The following is an 18161-nucleotide window of genomic DNA, read 5'->3' as shown; positions in this document are numbered from 1 at the left end:
CCTTCACACGAAATTCGTGGTCGTTCCTTCAGACAATGCGTCGAGGGCTTGACCAAGTCGTTCAGCCATATCGGGTCGAAGCTGTCGAGCGGCTTCGTCAGGCTGGAAAAAGCCGAACTCGCTGATCTCCGGGTCGACCACTCGGAGATCAGCGAGTTGCTGTGGGGTCAGCGCTGCACCGTCGAATACGAACAAAATCTGGTCATCCCACGGGCCGTGCGGACCAATCCACACCGTCAGGAGCACCCGCCCGATCGTCACGACGATGCCAACCTCTTCGAGGATCTCCCGCTCGGCTCCCTTACTGGGCGACTCGTTGGATTCAACCATGCCACCTGGCAAGTCCCAGTAATCCTTGTAAGTCGGATTGACCAGCAAAACCCGCCCGAGGCCGTCGCGGATCACAACCTTCGCTGCGATGCGTTTTCGTGCTTGTTTTGCGTTTCCTTCCGCCAGATAGGCGTAACGGTCAGGATCATCGTTCAGACCGGCCACGCGGTGGTGCGCCTTTCCTCAACTGCGATGGGTTGGACGAGAGCCACGAACTCAGTGACCTCGGGTCCGCTGGACACCGCCTGGAGCGCGCCCGCGAGGTCGTGGATGCGACGAGTCACTCGCGCTGAACTCAACGAACGAGTAAGCATGCAGACCTCCTGGCCGAGCATGGCGGCTTCCTCCACTCGGCCAGCCCGCAACAGGACGTTGGCGAGTGTCAGTTGACCGAACGCGCGGCTCCGCACCCGATCGCCAGACCTCAGCCGGATCACTTCCTTGGCTCGAAGCTCGGCTTCCGAGTATTCGGCGAGCTGCATGAAGCATAGCGATGCCTCGCTGGCCAGCGAAGCTTCGTCGAACACCGCGATCCAGTCAGCCGTCCTCTCGTCAGAGGCGTCCTGCAGTACGCGTTCCGCCAGCTTGAGTGCGTTGATGCAGCTTGTGCGGTTCACCTGTATCGCAAAGGCTCGAGCTCGCATCGCATGTAGGCGCGCAATCAGCTGCTTGGTTCCTTCTGTAGCTGGTGTGCAGCCAAGTCCGACGGATGCGATCCGCAAAGCGTCGTCAGCTTGGTCAAGCTCGACGGCCAAATGCGCCATGGACGCACACGCGTTGCCGCTGAGTGTGGCGTCGTCTGCGGCCTTCGCCAGTCGGTAGGCACGGTTGAAGTGTTGGCGTGCTCGATCATCCTGCCCGCTGTCGTGCGACATCCAGCCAGCAATCTCCGTCAGCGACGCCGCCGCGCTGAAGAGGTCGGCGGCGTCCGGTCCGCCGGCGGGATCGAGCAAACGTGGGCCGATTTCCTGGCTGAGGTATTGAGCTACCGACTCATAGAGAATGCCACCGCCGAGCTGGCGGTCGGCGGTTTGGAATGCCTGGGCGGTTGCGCGGATCTCGGCAACGCTCCCGGCTCCGGACATCGTCACTCGGGCACGAACCGGCACACCAGAGCAGCTGGCATCGCCAGTGTCCGCACCGTCGTGGAGCAACTCGACGAGTCTGTCCAGAGTCACGGCCAGAGCCTTGGCCAACGCAGGTTGTTTCAAAGGCAGCGGTGTCAGCTCACCGATTTCCCAACGCGCAACGGTAGTCCGGTCAACGTTAAGGTGTTCCGCCAAGGACTCCTGAGTAAATCCTGCCGCCGCTCGACGTTGCGCTAGCCCCTTGCGTTGGATCGCCATAATGGGCCCCGTTTCCGTCGAGCTTCGTCAATATTCGCGCACGGTCACGCGGATGCAGCCTAGTGCTGTCCATAATCGCGCATCCAACGAGGTTCCGTCCACGACTTTGCAGCTGCGATTCCATCGGAGACTCCAATCCAACGACGTTGATTACTGCCTGCAACAGCGACTATCACCCGATAGCCCCAAATCCTGACCCGATCGAGTCTTCGCAGGTCGCTGCCGTTGCACGCAACAACCTCGCTACAACGCAGCGACGGTCACGCTATTGGCGGGCCACGACGGCTCTGTTTATCTGACAACAAGAACTTTTCACCAGAAGCCCGGATTCCAGATTCCGGACCGCTTGCCATTGGAACCATCATGAACCTTCTGCTTGGATCTCACACACCGTGGTTACGTCCGCAGTCTGGAAACTGGCGTTACGCTAGCGATCGGCGTGGTCCTCATGTCGGCAGTCTGCACCAAGCACAAGCGTCGCAGTGCTGCGAGCAGGAACATCCAGGCCACGGTTGCGGACATCTTGGCCAGACCGGCTCGTTCCGCGGAATACCTTGCCCCATCAGTAGTTTCCGCCCAAAGTCGTGTTTGCCCAGTTGTATCCGCGCCTGGTCGTCATCCGCGCCTTGTGACGGCCAGATGCGGCGGCTCGTTCGCCGCATAGCCGGGTGGGTTGCTCGCGGCTGAGTGAGGCTCCGGATGGCCAGATCCGTCGTAGACCGCTTTCAGTCGCAGCACCTGCCCGCCGATCCGCATGGCCGGCGTGCGCGGCGCCGGTTCCGCAGCGGCCATGCGAATCGGCACAACCATCACTGTCCACTGTGAACAAGGGAAACATCATGCTTCTACCGCTGAGTGCGTGGCCCGACCGGATTGCCGAAGCCATCAACCGCGCCGCGGCGGCGCATGACGTATCCCGGCTCGACTGGGACGCAAACCTGCGCTGCCAGCCGCATGCCGAAGTATCGGCATTTTCCGAATGGGCACATTGGACTCGACGCGGACTGTTCGCGTACGCCGTGGACAGCAGCTTGGACGTGTTCACCGCGCTGCTGAGCTTCCACCACAACACGGCATCCTCGTGCCCGGCCGCCTCGCTGCCCGCTGAGCTGTACAGCTGGCGCTACGACCCGGCCGCGCTCACTCCCGCCTTCGCCCTGCGCGTCAATCTGTCAGCGCCCGGCGAGACGTTGATGGACTTCTTCGGTCAGCGCGATCACGTAACCGGTATTTGGTTGGGGAAATCCTGGCCTCTGCAGCAGAAGATCACCAGCAGCGTGGATAGCTCCAGTGCTCGACCGATCGTGGCCGTAAACGAGGCCGCAGGGTGATCACATGGCCACGGACGCGAATGTCCTGTGGGGAACCAATCCCGACACCAGCGTGTTCTACGCCGCCCGGGTCCACGTTGTGTCTGCGCACTACCCGTGGTCCGCCCTATGCGGCCTGCCGGTCGAACTGATCTGGGAACAACGACCCGTGACCTCGCAGCGGCTGTGTCCCGAATGCTGCCTGCTCGCGGTCGAATGGTTCTTCCCGACCACTAACGACCCGTTCCTCGTGCACGACTTCAGCATTGAGGCCAGCACTGTCCAACTGTCCCCACGTCCACCATGAACAAGAAACACGATCCGATGCCATCACCAACAAGCCCCTGCGGTGCCTCCACTAGTCGGGGAACGTCGATGCCAGCGGTAGCGCCTGAACCCAATTACTTCGGCCGACAGCTCCTACGGCTCCTGAGGGAACTTCGCGAGAAAAACCGCATGACCCAGGAAGAAGCCGGCGAACGCGTCCGCATCGGGTTCAAGAAACTCAGCCGCATCGAACGCCGTCAGTTGCCCACGTACCACGAACTCGTGATGCTGCTGGACATCTACGGGGTCCTGAGCTGCGACTACGGCCCGTACATCGAGATGTGGGAGAAGGCGAAAACGAAAGCCTGGTGGCGGCGCCTGGGCATCGCCGATACCCGCTACATCCGGATGGAAGACGAAGCCGACACCAAGATCGAGTTCCAACTGGGGCTCATTCCGACACTCCTGCAGACCGAGCAATACGCACGCCACACCCTGACCGACCACAGCACGTCAATGGCCAAGAAGCTCGTGGAAGTCCGGATGCGCCAGCAGGAACGCCTTACAACGCAACCGTCCCTCACGCTGCGCGCGCTGATCCACGAACCCGTGCTCTACCAAGCAATCGACCGCGAACAGCTAGACAAACTGATTCAGATGGCCGAATTGCCCACCGTCACCATCCGCGTCGTCCCACAAGACCGCATACACCTCGGCTTGCACGGCGGACTTGTCCTGCTGACCTTCGACGACCCCCACGAACCGGACAGCGCCTTCAGCGAAACATTGCTCGGCCTGCAAGAAAGCCAAGCATCGGAACATATCCACAAGATCAGAAGCACGTTGGAGGACATCACCCGGCACTCCAAAACCCCAGGCGACTCCCTTCAACAACTCCACGCCCTACGCAACACCTATCTCTGACAAGGAGAATTACCATGTCCGACCACAACAATTCGTCCACCACAGCCACGACCCAGAGTGATCCAGCTGGCGAGTCCGACTTCACCAAGGACGTCCACGCGATGATCACCGAACACGCCCCACGCCGGTTCGCCGTCGTACTGGAATACGGCGACCAGATTGACGCCAAGGTTCATGCGTGGGGAATCGCCCTTGATGACGCGGCGTACATGACCACCGTCGACGGCAAGCACCAATACTCCATGGCAACTGCGGACAACGCCGTGAAATTCGCCCCCAAACCCCCGAACGTCACCCCATACCTGGTGTGGGTCGACGAAGAAGCAGACGACTGATTCAACACGTCTCGCCAAGGCTTCCGACCGGTGGCGAGGCTGCGCGCCTCGCCACCGGCCAGCCGAAGTCATACCCGGGCGATGGTGTGATGCCCATCCTTGAACTTGTTCGACTACAGAGAATTCGCAAGCACCATGAGCATTGCCATCTGGGACATGGCCTCTGGCCCCGCCGCCCACCGTTCCTGCGCAGCAGGCTTGGAGCCAAACTCCGCCGCATGCGGCAAACAACCAATCTCACAGTGAACGACGCAGCAGCCCTGCTGGACACAACACGAAGCAAACTGCACCGCATCGAAACTGGCGAAACCAAACCCAGCACCCATCTGATCCGTTCGATGATGGACATCTACGACTGCCCGGATCCCGCCCTCATCGACGAAGTCCGCGCAGCCCTCGCACGACCCTGGTACCACGCCTACAGCCCGCAGAACCGGTACAACCTGGATGTCGAGTCCGAGGCCACGGAGACACACGACTTCTCGCCCCTCGTGATCCCTGAGCTACTGCAAACCGAGGACTACACGCTGGCCCTGCTCAAGCACTGGAATCATCCCTCACCTGTCAACGAGATGACCACCCGCCGGATCCGCCAACAACGCCTCACCACTACAGAACACCCACTGCGATTGATCGCAGTCATCGATGAAACGGCATTGCGCCGCAACGTGGGCGGAGCTCACACAATGCGCAACCAGCTGCAGCGCCTCATCAACACCGCACACCTTCCGAACATCACACTGAACGTACTGTCCACAGAGGACCAGGGCCCGTGCGCACTCGCAGGAGCCTTCACGCTGAACGTGTTGCCCGAGGCAACCGATCCCGACGTGCTGCACACCGGACATCCAATGATGCCGCTGGACACAGACGATCCCGCGACGGTCTCGCACGCTCACCACGTCTTCAACCATCTACGAAACGGAGCGCTCAGCGAGCCGGACTCAATCGATCTAATCAAGCGCACACTCGCCGACCTCGGAGCACACCAACCACCAACGTCCAGCCTCAAAGCCAACGACACCAACGAGAAAACCTGACATGCCTCAGGCCCATCCTCACCCTTCCCTTCCGTTCAATGGCAAGCTACTGCGCCACTGGCGCGAATAGCCGGACTCGACCTCCTCGACAGCGACACAGCGGCTGACAATCTCGCTTGCGAACCCACCACAACAAGGGTTGAGATTCTCGACTCGCCTTTCACGACGAGACCATGACCCCATGCGCCAGCCGATCGAGTCCTCGACGCTGCTCGACCATCTCCAAGCCCTCGCCGGCGAGCACCGCGGAACCGAATCCACGCCACACAACAGATCAGACGGCACCTACAGCCTGGAACTATTCGCGCATCCCACCCTCGACATGATCACGATCGCCAGCAACGGCCTGCGCCACATCGAAAAAGACGTCCCCTTCGGCGAAGAAGTCGTGTGCACGCTCCGGAGGTCGCAAGCTGGGTACACACGCGCGATCATGGGCGCGATATGCGAGCTCATCCTGCAGAGCCGTACCGGCCTCGAGTACGACCAGATCCTCGACAACGACTGCGAGCTTTTCGACACAACCCACAAAGAAGGCCTGCTCGCCTCCACTCACCCGTACTTCGACGAGAGATTCAACTACGTCGCGCACGATTCCAGCTCGCCGCTGACCAACCACAACGTCGAACTACAGATCGTCACGCTGGTCCCCATCACCAGGTCCGAGATCGAGTTCGCCGCTCGCGACACCGACGCACTCTACGAACTCTGGACCAACACACGCCCAGACCTGCTCGACGTCACCCGACCGTCCACTCTGTAACGATCCGAACCAGGGCGAAGGACACGCCGAGCAGCCTGCAGAGGTGTCACGACACACCGACCAGCCTCGAACATACGTACGATTCCCGTTACGATGCTCGGTCATGACGACATCCGCGACTAACAACACCACCACAAGCGTGGCACACGGTCCTGCCCACTATCGCTCAACCGCGCTCGGCACCCATGTCGTCATACCGGCCCACTGCCCTAGCGGCAAACACGCGCTCACCACCGACACGTGCCGCATCTACGAAGCCGATTACGTCCTGCGCGCCACATGCGATCTATGCGTACAGACCGGTCGGCCGGATCACGCGTGGTCACTAACGACCGACGGCCGCGAAATACTGTCCGCCGAACTCGACGGCCAGCCCTACACAGGTCGCCCGGACTTCACTGGCCGACCAACATCTAAACCTTAAGCGCAGGCAGGAACCAAGTGCTGGTACCCCAGCGAGCACGAACCCTGGCTTGCCCGGGTCGTCATCATTGACAACTCCATCCCGGCAGCTACTCCCCACCGACGTCCGAGCCTGAACGGTCAAGGTCTGACAGCCAGCCTGAGTGTCGCTTGTGGATTTTTCGTAGCCTTATGGGCATCGGACCACAGCAAGACATTTGTCATCGTGTGGCTTGGCCCGCGGAAGCTCAAGCGCTGTTGGATCGGCCGTCGCTTTCCACGTCTGACAACGCTGACGAACTTGTTGTAGATGATCTTGGTGCAGATCTGCCAGTCGAGGCCAGTCCACTATCCGCTCGCTGTCCCGCGATAACGGTCCGGTGTTTCACACACGAGGGCGAGTGCGGTGCAGAAAGCGCCTGCAGAATAAGGCAGAACGGAATAACGTGCCGAGGCGGCGCCCAAAAAGGGGCGCCGCCTTTCTCAGCAAGGGGCAGCGTGGATGCTGTCGTAGTCGAGGCCGAACTCCCGGTCGATGATACCCAGCTCTCGAATCTCGAAGCCCGCGATAAGCCAGCAGCGCCAGCCATTCAAATTGTCATACCCTTTGACGTCGGTGTACGGCGGGCTGCAGCTCCGCCAGTAGGCATACCCTCGCTCGGCGTACTTCCCACACGGCGGGGGAGCCTGATGGATGTCTGGTGCCGCTGCCGCGGCGGACGCCAACGCCACGGTTGCCGCTGCTGTGGACATTATCGCGACTATCGACCTGCGCCATTTGGCGGTCATACTTCCTCCCTGAAGATGTGAATCCACCGTGTTCGCGGAAGGAAGAATCGCACACATTGTAGGTGTTGTCGTTACCGGTGAGCGCACATTGCTTTAGCCTCCGTGCACAGGCGTGGCGGTTCCGACGCGTCCACTCAGGGCCTGTGACAACGGACCCATGTGCAAGGCGCCGAGGCGCCGGTTGTTCTTGGAGAATCTCCGCCTGAAGGAATGATCCGGCTGGCTTGTCTGGACTGGCCCGGTCGAGGTCGGCACTGATGATCTCCAGCGTCCGTTGCGCCACCCGACCTGGACAGCGAAGACGCCCATTCCAAGCAGGCCGATGGCGAGGTAGCCCGAGGTGAGGGTGGAGCGACGGGGATGCTGGTCGGTCTCCAGCACGGTACCGCTGGAAAGTTCGAGCAGGACCGGGTTACCGCCGTAGAACACCGCAGTGAGCTGCATGCCGTCCCGAATCTGGTCCTGCCCGTGTTGCTCAGGCACAGTCACCCGGGTTGTGTCATTGCCTCGCGCCTGCGGCGCGATCGCGCTCACGTCGAGAGACCACTTCCGCTCCCCGGACAACCAACGAAACCGAGAGCGGGTCTCACGTTCCACCGTGGCCGGTCCACGGGCCAGGCACTCCTGACTCACAGCACCAGTGCACACCGCCACCCCAGTCAGGTCGGTCGGCCGCACCAATCAGCCAAACTCTCCACCTCCAGCACAACGCTGCCCGCCACAGCCGCTGTCCCCATCACAAGCCACACCACCGATCGCACCCGTCGCACGGCGCACCTCCGATCCAGACTCGTTATCAGGTGAAGGTGCTCACTCAACGACCCGTTCGAGTGATCTGATAGCAGCCGCTGGTCATCGGCCTTTGCGCGGATCCACTTATGGCGGGTGAATACGGAAAGGCGGCGTTCGATGCTGTCGGGCCGCTCCTCCTGATCGGGTGGGCCGAGGTGGGCCCTGGATTCCTACAGGCGATCAGCGCAAGCACAGCATCGACCGCTAAGCACTACGTCGGCAGCGAGGTGCCGAATGCCCACGGGCAGAGCCACCGGACTCAGGCCGTCATAGTGTCCGTGACGCGGCCACCGTCCGGGGAAGCGTTCGACCGACAATGCAGAAGCGTTCCCCAGCAGCACTTCTGGCACAAGCACGACGCGAGGACACAGCACATCGCGCGGTTCACCAGAAGCCGATTCCCGCCGACACAGTGCGAGTCCAATTCCGCATAGGCACCACTCAGGCGCGTCGGCTTGTGAAGCTCATTCGAGCCGAGTTTCATACGCAAGCCACGAACGATCTGTCAACCGATACGACAAGGGAAGTGCAGCGCTTCGATGCCGTAGGGACCTGAACGCGGCTGAGGATGATGTCTCACGGGCGAGTTCGGCTCCTTACCCGATGTGGCGGGACGGGCTGGGCGTTGATCTGACGGCGTGCCCAGCCCTCGGCCACGGAAACCGATCGCCCGCAACCCTGAACTGCACGGGCTAGCGAGTTCGAGAAAGCACTTCACTGGGAAGCTGAGAGATACTAACCATGACCCCCACACTGCCAGTCGGATTTGGACAGTGCCACTGACCTGGGACTTTACAATACGTGCACGTCAAAGCTACTGCAATCAAATCAGTATGATGCAACCCAGTGCAGTACAGCGCAGCTGGACGCGCGCCCGTGCTCCTGTTTTGCTCCTGTTGCACCAGTGTGAAAACCGGTTGAGCACATGTCAGTCCTCTGTAGAGAGTGGCGCGCACCTAGCACCAATTATGATGCTCCCAGGAGTACCTCGCCTGCAACCTCTTCCCCAACGGCACAGTCCCGGTCACCAGGCCCGCTCGACTTGCATTAGACCGCCCAGCACTGCACACAACCTGGCCAGCGTCGCCATCCGGCCGACAGAACAAGACCTGGACAACCGAAGTCGACAAACGTACCGGCCACTGTGGAGTCCCGTCCCTGCTGGTTCCAACCCGTCACCTCGCAGATCTCCCAGCAGCGCGGGCACATGCCGTTTCCTCTCCTCACCACGCACGAGTCCGAGCCACGCCCCGCACGCCATCTTCCCCTCAACATCACAGTGTGGCCGCCCACACCGCTGCAGGAGCAGATCTGGGAATGGCGAGTCCAGCATAGGCCTTCTGGAGACTCGGATTGTCACTTTGGACAACGCTCGATCAGCGGCAGAAGCGGATGTTTGATGCATCGGCAGCACCACGGCCGTTCACAGAGCGAGATTGCCCTGTAGCGGCAGCAGTTCGCCGACGCCGGCGTCGCGCAGCAGCGCCAGCCGCAGGCCGTCGAGGGTCTGGGTGGTGGGCAGCGCCCTGGAAACCGTCCGCAGGCGGTCACCTTTCGGACTAGCCGCCGCGCAGTCGCTACCAGGGCAGCGGTTCGGCGAAATTCGGTGGGCGGTGCTCGGCTTGGGCGGTGAGCGCCTCGACGAGGTCCGGCCCGAAGAAGCTCATGGCCTCGAAGGCGATCGAGGCTTCGAAGGCGGGGGTCGCGGTGCGCAGCCAGTGGTTGAGCGAGCGTTTGGTCCAGCGCAACGCGTGTTGTGGGCCGGTGGCCATGCGTTGTGCGATGTCGAGCGCGGTGTCGAGTACGTCGGTGGGTGGGACGGCGAGGCTGACCAGGCCGATGCGCTCGGCCACCTCGCCGGTGAGGTCCTCGGAGGCGAGCAGGTAGAGCTTGGCCTTGGCCAGGCCGCACAGCAGGGGCCAGATCATCACCGAGTGATCTCCTGCGGCGATGCCCTGGAGGAGATGCCCGTCGATCAGGCGCGCGTTGGTTGAGGCGACGCTGATGTCCGCGAGCAGGGCGGTCGCGAGCCCTGATCCCATGGCCGCGCCGTTGATGGCGGAGACGATCGGCTTGTCGCAGTTGACGATGCCGTACGCGTTGATCAAGCCCTCGCGAATGAGACTTACGGTGTTGTCATAGTTGCCAGGGTTGGCGAGCATCTCGTCGATGCCGTCGGTGCCTTCGACCGTCCAGAACCGCTCGCCGCTGCCGGTGATGACCGCGACGCGCAGCTCGGGGTCGTCGGCGAAATCGCGCCAGATGTAACTGATTTCGGTGTGGCGGCGGGTGAGGGTGGGGGCTGGATATCCGTCGGGCTCGGCGATCGTGATGAGCAGGATCCCGTTGTCGCGGCGTTCGAGGGTGAGCGTCTGGTACTTGCTCCAGTCGATGGTGGGACGCAGGTCGTCGATGGGCATGGCCGATCTTCTTTCCGGGTTGGTGTCTTCGGGTGTGCGCGTCAGCTATGGCTGTGCTCGTGTGGACCGTGGTGCGGTAACCAGATCTTCTCGGCGCGGATGCTGGCCTGCGGAGTGAAGTAGTCGCCGCTCTCGAGGTCCTCCAGCAGCGTTGCGTGCTTTGGTGCCCAGCCCAGCAGTGCCTGGGTGTGCTGGCTGGAGACAGGCACGTCGAGGGAGAAGAATCGGGCCAGGAACGGGTTTCCGAGATGCTCGGCGGCCTGCTCGAGGGTCAGCGAGGTGGTGGGCAGGTCGAGCATCCGCCCGATCTGCTCCGCGATGCTCTTGATCGTGACGGCACTTTCCCCGGCGCCGTGCAGCACGCTGCCGGCATGCGCCTTCTCCAAAGCCAACCGGAAGACAACGGCGGCGTCGGCGCGGTGGATAGCCGGCCAGCGATTGGTGCCGTCACCGATGTAGGCCGAGACGCCCGCTCTGCGCGCGGCCGCGATGAGAGCCGGAATGAACCCGTAGTCGCCCGGGCCGTGCACGGTCGGTGCGAGTCGCACGACACTGGCGCGGACACCCCGATCGGCGAAACTCAGACATGCCTGTTCGCCGGCGATGCGCAAGGCGGCGACCGAATCGGGATCCGGCGCGTCCTGCTCGGTGCTGACCCGGCCGGACCGCGTCACCAACGTGCCCGACGTGCTGACGAACGGCTTGCCGGACCCGGCCAGCGTCTGCCCGAGGGCCTTGATCGCGGTGCGGTCGCGGCGGATGAGGTCGTCCGGATCGGAAAAGTCGCCGCCGAAGGCCATGTGCAGGACGCCGTCGGCGGTTTCCGCGCCGCGGCGCAGGCTATCCAGGTCGTCCAGGCTGCCGCGGTGGGGCGTGGCGCCCAGCGAGTCAAGCCGAGCGGCGGCGGTGTCCGAACGAGCCAGGCCGGTGACGGTGTGGCCGGCCGCGACGAGTTCGGCGACGACGGTGGGGCCGGTCTGGCCGGAACCACCGGTGACAAAGACGTGCACGGAACACTCCTACTTGACGTCAGTGACTGACACTACTTAGTGCCAGTGACTGACTCTACGCGTAATGCCAGTGACTGACACAAGGTGATGCCAGTCACTGACACATCGCGAGTAGTCTCTGAGGGGTGCCACGCAGCGGAGCAGAAGCCCGCCGCCGCCTTCAACAGGCGGCCTTGGAGCTGTATCAGGAGCGGGGGTTCGACCAGACCACGGCGGCGGAGATAGCCGCCCGGGCCGGTGTCAACGAGCGCACGTTCTTCCGGCACTTCCCGGACAAACGCGAGGTGCTCTTCGACGGCGAAGCCGACCTCCGCGCCGCGCTGATGCGAGCAGTGGCCGAAGCGCCCGAGGGGCTGGAGCCGTTCGAGATACTGCTGTACGCCTTCCGGAAATCCGCGCGGAATCTGGAGAACAACCGCCCGTTCTCCGAACCACGGTGGAAAATCATCGCGGTGACCCCTGCGCTGCGCGAACGTGAGTTGGCCAAGCATGCGTGGCTCACCGACGCCGTGGCGAAGGCATTGCGGCTCCGCGGCGCCGGTGACGGGTTGGCCAGCCTGGCTGCCCGGACCGGCTGGGCCACCTATCAGCACGCGGTCCAAGCCTGGATCGACGACCCCACACAGAGTTTGGACGCTCATCTGCTGCGGGCCTTCGACGATCTGCGCGCCCTCTCCACGACCATCCTATCGGGACAGACACAGGCTGAGAGCTGATACCGTCCACCGACGGTCACCCGAACGTCGCAACTGGACCGCGTCACGAATGCACCCTCAAGGCCGCCGAAGTCTGCAACGTGCTGCGGCTTGCCCGGACCCCGAGAACCCCGCATATCCTGGCACTCGCGCGCCCGGCCAACGCCAGACCGATCTTCTCCAGAATCGAGCGCAGCCGCCCCGACCACCGGCCATACCACCGTGTCACACCAGGAATCTGTTCCACGAACGTCCGCTTCGGACACCCCAGCGTTCGCGCACACGAAACGCCGAACCGCACGACAAGCACCGTGCGCCGACCAATTGACGGAAGGTCGGTCAACGACCACGAGTACCGCCCATGCGCCCTCACGACCATGCTCCACACGTTGGGCAATCCGCTCCGGCCGTGTCGGAGCGAATGGTCGCACGTAACTCCCGTGGCTATGGCGGTCGGATCCATGCGGATCAGGTACGCATTCCTGCCGGTATGAGGTGGGGCGTTCAGCAGCCGTTAAGAGACCGGATGCAACGAAAGGGGTCACTTCCTCATTAGGGGTGCGGAATCGAGGTCGAGTTGACGATCGGGAGTTGCCGATGGAGTTCGCTGAGTACGTGGCAAGGCAGCGTCCCGCGCTGATTCGGTTCGCCACGGTCCTGACCTGCCGGCGTGGCTGGCCGAAGACCTGGTGAGCGACGTGTTGGGCCGGGCGTTCGAGCGCTGGGAACGCATCTCGGGGATGGCCGAGCCGAACGCCTACGTGCGGCGGATGGTCGTCAACGAGTACCTGTCCTGGCGCAGAAGGCTGACCCGCACGTCCCCGCGCGCCGAGGTCGAGCCGATGGTGATCTCCGACGGCGCGGACGAGCGGGCCGAGCGGGACGCGATGATCCGCCGCCTCGCCGGCCTGCCCAGGAAGCAGCGCGCGGCCGTGGTCCTGCGCTACTACGCGGGCCTGTCCGACAGGGAGATCGCCACACAGCTGGGGTGCCGGGAAACGACCGTACGCAGCCAGATCCATCGGGCGCTCAACGCTCTGCGCATCGACCTCACCGCCAGCACCCCCAACTTTCAGGAGACCTCATGAGCGACCTGCGCACCCTCCACGATGCCTTCGCCGAGTTGGAGCGGCGCGCCGACGCCGCAGCCGCGGGTACGGCCCCGGTCGTGCGGCCGCGGCGGGCCGTGCGGCTGGTACCCATCGCGGCCACCGTCGTCGCGGTGGCGGGCCTGGTCGCGGGCACGGTGTGGCTGGTGCCGGGCAACTCCGGCACGCACGCCGCCAGCCCGCCGACCACCTCGTCGTCGACCGCACCATCCACGACCACGGCGCGCAGCCTGGTCCCCACCTCGCCGGATGACCTGATCGCCCGGTTCAGGGTGGTGCTCGGCGACACCGCGACGTTCGAGGTGACCACAAAAACCACCGTGCCAGGGGCTTCCCCGTCCCAGCAACCGGGGACAGGATCGGGCGTGACACAGCTGGAGGACCCGGACGCCAGCGCGCTTGTCGGCGGGACGCTGACCTCCGCAGGCGTCACCGGGGGCTTCAGCCTGATGATCTACCCCAGCGATTCCGAGCCCGGCGAGTGGTGCGTCCTTTCCCGCACGAAGAACTGTGATGTCAGCACGCTGCCCGACGGCTCCCGGCTGGCGACCGGGACCGCGCAGCCGGCTCGCGGCGCGGTGTCGTATCTAGCGTGCCTCAAGCGACCCGACGGGACGATGGTCCTCATGCACGTCAGCAACCAGGAGGACCCCCGGGGCGCTGAGATCAACTCGCCGGGCGGTCGGATCTACTCGCCGCAGCCGCCGCTGACCCTCGACCAGCTGAAGGCGATCGTCACCTCCGACAAGTGGTGACGAGGTTCGTGATGGCCAGCCACCGAGGTGGCCGGCCATCAGTCATTTCTCGGCCATGAGGCGATAAAGCATGGTCAGACATGCCCGGCTCATGCTTGCAGGTCGAGGTCGGCGTCGTGGACGAGCAGGGCGATTTGGACGTGGTTGTCACGGGCGCCGGATACGTGATCAATTCGCATGATCCACCAGCGGCATAGAAAGACGTTCTGCGTGTCGGTGCCGGGCGGGGGAACGTCCTCCTGATGCGCTTGTCGGGCTTGGTGTCCCATCGCAGGAGGAGGACGTTCGTGGGGCAGGGTAGTGGGGTTTCCCGGGGTGATCGCAACCGCAACGCCCGCCTTGCGCGGTTGCGGGCGCTGGTGCCGAGCACGAACGCGATCGTCGGGATCGACCTGGCCGACACCAAACAGATGGTGGTCGTGACCGATCACGACTCGAAAGTGTTGGCACGCAAGACCTTCCGTTGCCGAGCGTGGAGTCTCGGCACCGCGCTGGACTGGGCTGCGCAACAAGCCGTCGCGAAGGGCTTCACCGGGGTGACGGTGGCCTGTGAACCGACCGGGCACCGATGGCGGGTGCTCGGCCAGCTCGCCGCCGACCGTGGCATGCCGTTCGTGTGTGTCCAGCCGATGGTGACCTCGTGGTCACGGCGCACTGAGGATCTGACCTTCGACAAGACCGACGAGAAAGACGCTGTGCTGATCGCCCGGCTGACTGCGCAACTTCGCTGCTATATCCCCGAACCGGTCGACGAGACCTGGGGCCGGCTACGGTATCTGGGTGCCCGCCGCGAACAGCTGATCGTCGAGCGAGTCAGCCAGGTGCAACAGATCCGCGCCCTGCTCGAGTGCGTCTGGCCGGCAGCGCTGGACACCGCCCGGCAACCGTTCCGATCCCGCACCTGGATCACCGCGCTGAGCGTGATCTGCGAACGCGACAGTGGCGATCTGCAGCAAACTCGCCGGCGTGGGCTGGCCCACTTTGAGCAGGCCGTCCGCCGGGAAATCACCCGCCGCGGCGGACAGAAGCCATCACTGAGGATCGTGCGGCACCTGTTCACGGCGCTGACCGACCAGACCGGGGTACTCGCCCACCGCCGCGGCGCCCTGGAGCGAGTCCAGTTCCTCCTGCGGGACTGGCAGCACACAGAACACCAACTGGCCGACACCGAAGCCCGAATGATCAACATCCTCGACGAACTGCAGCTGACCGAACTGGTCACCTCCATCACCGGCCTCTCCGCGATCGGCGCCGCAGCGATCCTGGCCGAGACCGGCGACTTAACCCGGTTCGCCACCGCCCGAGCTGTGGTCAAACACGCCGGCCTGGCGCCACGCGAGAAGCTCTCCGGCACGTTCACCGGGCGCACCAAACTCACCGGTCAAGGCCGCCCCAGCCTGCGCCTGGCCGCCTGGCGCGCGGTCTGGGGAGCCCAACGCAACAATCCCGTCTACGCCGCTCGCTACCAGCATTTGACCAGCCGGCAGGACAACAAGCTCACCCCTACCCAAGCCCAAGCCGCAATCGCAGCGGCCATCCTGCGCCACCTGCACGCCGTCATCACCACCGGCCAGCGATGGAATCCCGACATCGCCACCCACGGAACCCGAACAACCACAACAGCCACCGTCGCCGCCTAATCAAGGCGGGCGTAAGCAGGCGGTCGGGGCGAGCCCCACTCGGCATTGAGGAACCAACGGTGACCTCGCCTGTCATCATGGGCAGCCCCGCCCGTCGTCACACCAACCCGATTACACGCTGCTGGGCCCAACCCCATTACCGCTATGCCGGGACTGACGACGGACGAGGCACCGACCAAACGCTTGACACAAAACGCCTTACGCGCAGGACAGCACGTTGGGGCCAGGAACTGTCGGAAACACCCGATCAATTGCTTATCGGCCGTCACCTGCACGCGGAAGCGGCCAAGTGTGCGCGGAAGCTACGGTCGCTGTAGGTTCCGGGCAGAGATGATCAGGTCCGCCGTCCCGGTTTGGTCTTTCCGTGCAACTTGACCACCGGGTCGCGACGGGTGTCCGCACAACATGATCACTCGTTGCTTGGCGTCAGAGTATCGCTCAGCCATGTGTCCGGATGTTTCGCCGTTCTGTGGCGGGCCACCGAGAGCAGCCCTGCCCGGACAAGTCGAGTAGTCGCCCGTCAAGGGCTGTCATGCCGGCACGCTAGGCGTTGTGCCGGAGTGCGTTGTAGATGGCCTTGACGTAGGTGCCGCTTCGCTCGGAGCCGATGATGCCGGGGGCCATCTTGTTCATCATGTAGGAGACCGTCATGCGCCGGTCGAGGTCCATGATGATCATCGATCCGCCCCAGCCGCCCCAAAAGCAGATCTTTCCATCGGGTATCCACGCCACGGTGTCCTGGCGGGGTAGCGCGTAGCCGATACCCCAGCGCAGGGGGATGCCAAGACCGAGGTCCATGCCGTTGGCCTGTTCGTCGAAGATGAGTTCGATCGTGGCCGGGCTGAGCAGGCGGATGCCGTCGATCTCACCGCCGCGGGCGATCACGGACAGCACACGCGCGACGGAGCGGGCGTTGCCATGCCCGTTCACCGCACCGATGTCCGCTCGGCGCCAGTGCGGTGTGTTGGCGTCGTTGGCGTCCACGGCGGGTCCGGTCAGGGTTTTGACGATCGGGTTGTCCGCGCCCAGGGCGTCGAGGTCGAATGGCGCTGGGGGTGGCGGGATCACGTTCGCGATCCGGCCCCAGTCCTTCTCGGCGGCACCGATCTGGAAGTCGGCACCCAGCGGGCCGGCGATCTCCTCGGCGACGAACCGTTTCAGGGTCTTGCCGCTCACGCGGCGGATGACCTCGCCGATCAGGTGACCGAAGTTCGTGGCGTGGTAGCCCGAGGCTGTTCCCGGTGTCCACCATGGGGCCTGCGCGGCCATCCTGGCGGTGGACTTGTCCCAGTCGTAGAGGTCCTCGACCACGGCGGGCTGGTCGAGACCGGAGACCCCGGAGGTGTGTGACAGCAGGTGGCGGACCTCGACGTCCTGTTTGCCGCCCGCGGCGAACTCGGGCCAGTACTTCGCGACCGGTGCGTGGACGTCGAGTTCGCCGCGGTCGACGAGCGTGAGCGCTGCCAGGCTGGTGACGGTCTTCGTGGTCGACCACACGTTGGTGATGGTGTGTTCGTCCCACGCGATGGTGCGGGTCGGGTCGCGAAAGCCGCCCCAGAGGTCGATGACGATGTCACCGTCGATGTCGAGAACCAGGGACGCGCCCAGTTCCTCGCCGGAGGCCACGTTCTGTTCGAGCGCGGCGCGGACGGTGTCGAATTGGGCGTCGTGCGTGCCCCATATGTCGGTCATGGTCGCTACGCTAAAACCTGACGTTGACGTCAGGGGCAAGAGCGGGGCAGGGACATGCGGATCGGTGAGCTGGCCGCAAGGACGGGTGTGAGCGTCCGGGCGCTGCGGTACTACGAAGAGCAGAAACTGCTGGGTTCGGTGCGTAGCCCGAGCGGGCAGCGGCTGTACTCGAACAGCGCGGTCGGTCGCGTCGAGCTGATACAGCAGCTCTACGCGGCGGGTCTGTCGAGCAGAACCATCTTGGGCATCCTGCCGTGCGTCGTGACCGGGGAGGTGACGCCGGAGCTACTTAACCGACTGACCACCGAACGGGACCGCATCAATAGTCGGATCGACGACCTGACGGCGACCCGAGACAGGCTCGACACCATCATCGTCACCTCCACCAAGTCCGTGACCGCGGGAAAACCCTGCGCCCCACCGGCCGCCGCGCCACCATCGACGACACCGTCAACGCGAAAAGGCCCGACTGCCGCCACACGACGCTCACCAATGCGGTGAACGCTGACGGACTGATGCGTGCTCTGCTCTCCGCAATACCT

The 18161-nt window shown here is 63.8% G+C and carries 18 protein-coding genes and 1 pseudogene; 11 read left to right on the top strand and 8 right to left on the bottom strand.

The window, feature by feature from the left end; translation table 11 throughout:
- Window positions 1–3: 3 nt before the first annotated feature.
- From B9C43_RS54140 to B9C43_RS54130, 3 genes are all read right to left on the bottom strand, one after another.
- A complete protein-coding gene (locus B9C43_RS54140; RefSeq protein ID WP_084434962.1) occupies window positions 4–495 on the bottom strand; it encodes an NUDIX domain-containing protein in 492 nt (163 codons plus the stop codon).
- Entirely contained in the window at window positions 483–1676 is a 1194-nt protein-coding gene (locus B9C43_RS54135) for a helix-turn-helix domain-containing protein (RefSeq protein ID WP_084434961.1), read from the bottom strand. The genes B9C43_RS54140 and B9C43_RS54135 overlap by 13 nt, the downstream gene beginning before the upstream one ends.
- Window positions 1677–2291: 615 nt before the next feature.
- Complete coding sequence (locus B9C43_RS54130; protein ID WP_143447272.1) at window positions 2292–2480, bottom strand: hypothetical protein; 189 nt, start codon at window positions 2478–2480, stop codon at window positions 2292–2294.
- 17 nt (window positions 2481–2497) lie between these two features.
- On the opposite strand from B9C43_RS54130, the gene B9C43_RS54125 reads away from it, so the two are divergent.
- The 6 genes from B9C43_RS54125 to B9C43_RS54100 all read left to right on the top strand — a co-directional run bounded on the left by B9C43_RS54125 (window position 2498) and on the right by B9C43_RS54100 (window position 6315).
- The gene (locus tag B9C43_RS54125; RefSeq protein WP_143447271.1) at window positions 2498–3007 is read left to right on the top strand and encodes a hypothetical protein; all 510 of its coding nucleotides are present in this window, start codon (window positions 2498–2500) and stop codon (window positions 3005–3007) included.
- Between the two features lie 4 nt (window positions 3008–3011).
- Entirely contained in the window at window positions 3012–3293 is a 282-nt protein-coding gene (locus B9C43_RS54120) for a hypothetical protein (RefSeq protein WP_084434958.1), read from the top strand.
- Between the two features lie 68 nt (window positions 3294–3361).
- Complete coding sequence (locus tag B9C43_RS54115; protein WP_160097427.1) at window positions 3362–4177, top strand: helix-turn-helix domain-containing protein; 816 nt, start codon at window positions 3362–3364, stop codon at window positions 4175–4177.
- A 14-nt stretch (window positions 4178–4191) separates the two neighbouring features.
- Window positions 4192–4512: a hypothetical protein gene (locus B9C43_RS54110; RefSeq protein ID WP_084434956.1), complete on the top strand. Its 321-nt coding sequence runs from the start codon at window positions 4192–4194 to the stop codon at window positions 4510–4512.
- Window positions 4513–4601: 89 nt separating this feature from the next.
- Window positions 4602–5552, top strand: coding sequence for a helix-turn-helix domain-containing protein (locus B9C43_RS54105; RefSeq protein ID WP_084434955.1), 951 nt, complete (start codon window positions 4602–4604; stop codon window positions 5550–5552).
- Between the two features lie 181 nt (window positions 5553–5733).
- On the top strand, window positions 5734–6315 hold the full coding sequence (locus B9C43_RS54100) for a suppressor of fused domain protein (RefSeq protein ID WP_084434954.1): 582 nt from the start codon (window positions 5734–5736) through the stop codon (window positions 6313–6315).
- Between the two features lie 885 nt (window positions 6316–7200).
- Here the strand turns inward: B9C43_RS54100 and B9C43_RS59415 are convergent.
- The 4 genes from B9C43_RS59415 to B9C43_RS54075 form a co-directional block, all read right to left on the bottom strand.
- Window positions 7201–7506 carry a hypothetical protein gene (locus tag B9C43_RS59415; protein WP_084434953.1) on the bottom strand — a complete coding sequence of 102 codons (306 nt, stop codon included), beginning with the start codon at window positions 7504–7506 and terminating at the stop codon, window positions 7201–7203.
- Window positions 7507–7599: 93 nt separating this feature from the next.
- Window positions 7600–8040: a hypothetical protein gene (locus tag B9C43_RS54090; protein ID WP_084434952.1), complete on the bottom strand. Its 441-nt coding sequence runs from the start codon at window positions 8038–8040 to the stop codon at window positions 7600–7602.
- A 1835-nt stretch (window positions 8041–9875) separates the two neighbouring features.
- Window positions 9876–10718, bottom strand: a complete 843-nt coding sequence (locus tag B9C43_RS54080; RefSeq protein WP_084434950.1) for an enoyl-CoA hydratase/isomerase family protein — start codon at window positions 10716–10718, stop codon at window positions 9876–9878.
- A gap of 41 nt (window positions 10719–10759) precedes the next feature.
- Entirely contained in the window at window positions 10760–11728 is a 969-nt protein-coding gene (locus B9C43_RS54075; RefSeq protein WP_084434949.1) for an SDR family oxidoreductase, read from the bottom strand.
- Between the two features lie 125 nt (window positions 11729–11853).
- On the opposite strand from B9C43_RS54075, the gene B9C43_RS54070 reads away from it, so the two are divergent.
- From B9C43_RS54070 to B9C43_RS54055, 4 genes and pseudogenes are all read left to right on the top strand, one after another.
- On the top strand, window positions 11854–12444 hold the full coding sequence (locus B9C43_RS54070) for a TetR family transcriptional regulator (protein ID WP_084434948.1): 591 nt from the start codon (window positions 11854–11856) through the stop codon (window positions 12442–12444).
- 576 nt (window positions 12445–13020) lie between these two features.
- Window positions 13021–13511: pseudogene (locus B9C43_RS54065) on the top strand (SigE family RNA polymerase sigma factor).
- Window positions 13508–14287: a hypothetical protein gene (locus B9C43_RS54060; RefSeq protein ID WP_084434947.1), complete on the top strand. Its 780-nt coding sequence runs from the start codon at window positions 13508–13510 to the stop codon at window positions 14285–14287. The pseudogene B9C43_RS54065 and the gene B9C43_RS54060 overlap by 4 nt, the downstream one beginning before the upstream one ends.
- A gap of 287 nt (window positions 14288–14574) precedes the next feature.
- Window positions 14575–15927, top strand: coding sequence for an IS110 family RNA-guided transposase (locus tag B9C43_RS54055; RefSeq protein ID WP_160097425.1), 1353 nt, complete (start codon window positions 14575–14577; stop codon window positions 15925–15927).
- Between the two features lie 543 nt (window positions 15928–16470).
- Here B9C43_RS54055 and B9C43_RS54050 read toward each other — a convergent pair.
- Window positions 16471–17619 carry a serine hydrolase domain-containing protein gene (locus tag B9C43_RS54050; protein ID WP_084434945.1) on the bottom strand — a complete coding sequence of 383 codons (1149 nt, stop codon included), beginning with the start codon at window positions 17617–17619 and terminating at the stop codon, window positions 16471–16473.
- A 54-nt stretch (window positions 17620–17673) separates the two neighbouring features.
- Between B9C43_RS54050 and B9C43_RS54045 the strand changes: the two genes are divergently transcribed.
- On the top strand, window positions 17674–18120 hold the full coding sequence (locus B9C43_RS54045) for a MerR family transcriptional regulator (protein WP_084434944.1): 447 nt from the start codon (window positions 17674–17676) through the stop codon (window positions 18118–18120).
- Window positions 18121–18161: the final 41 nt, after the last annotated feature.

The sequence above is a fragment of the Kibdelosporangium aridum genome (genome assembly GCF_900176515.1).
Classification (GTDB): Bacteria; Actinomycetota; Actinomycetes; order Mycobacteriales; family Pseudonocardiaceae; genus Kibdelosporangium; species Kibdelosporangium aridum.
Note: the sequence above shows the minus strand (reverse complement) of the source record. Positions and strands in the feature narration are given on the sequence as shown.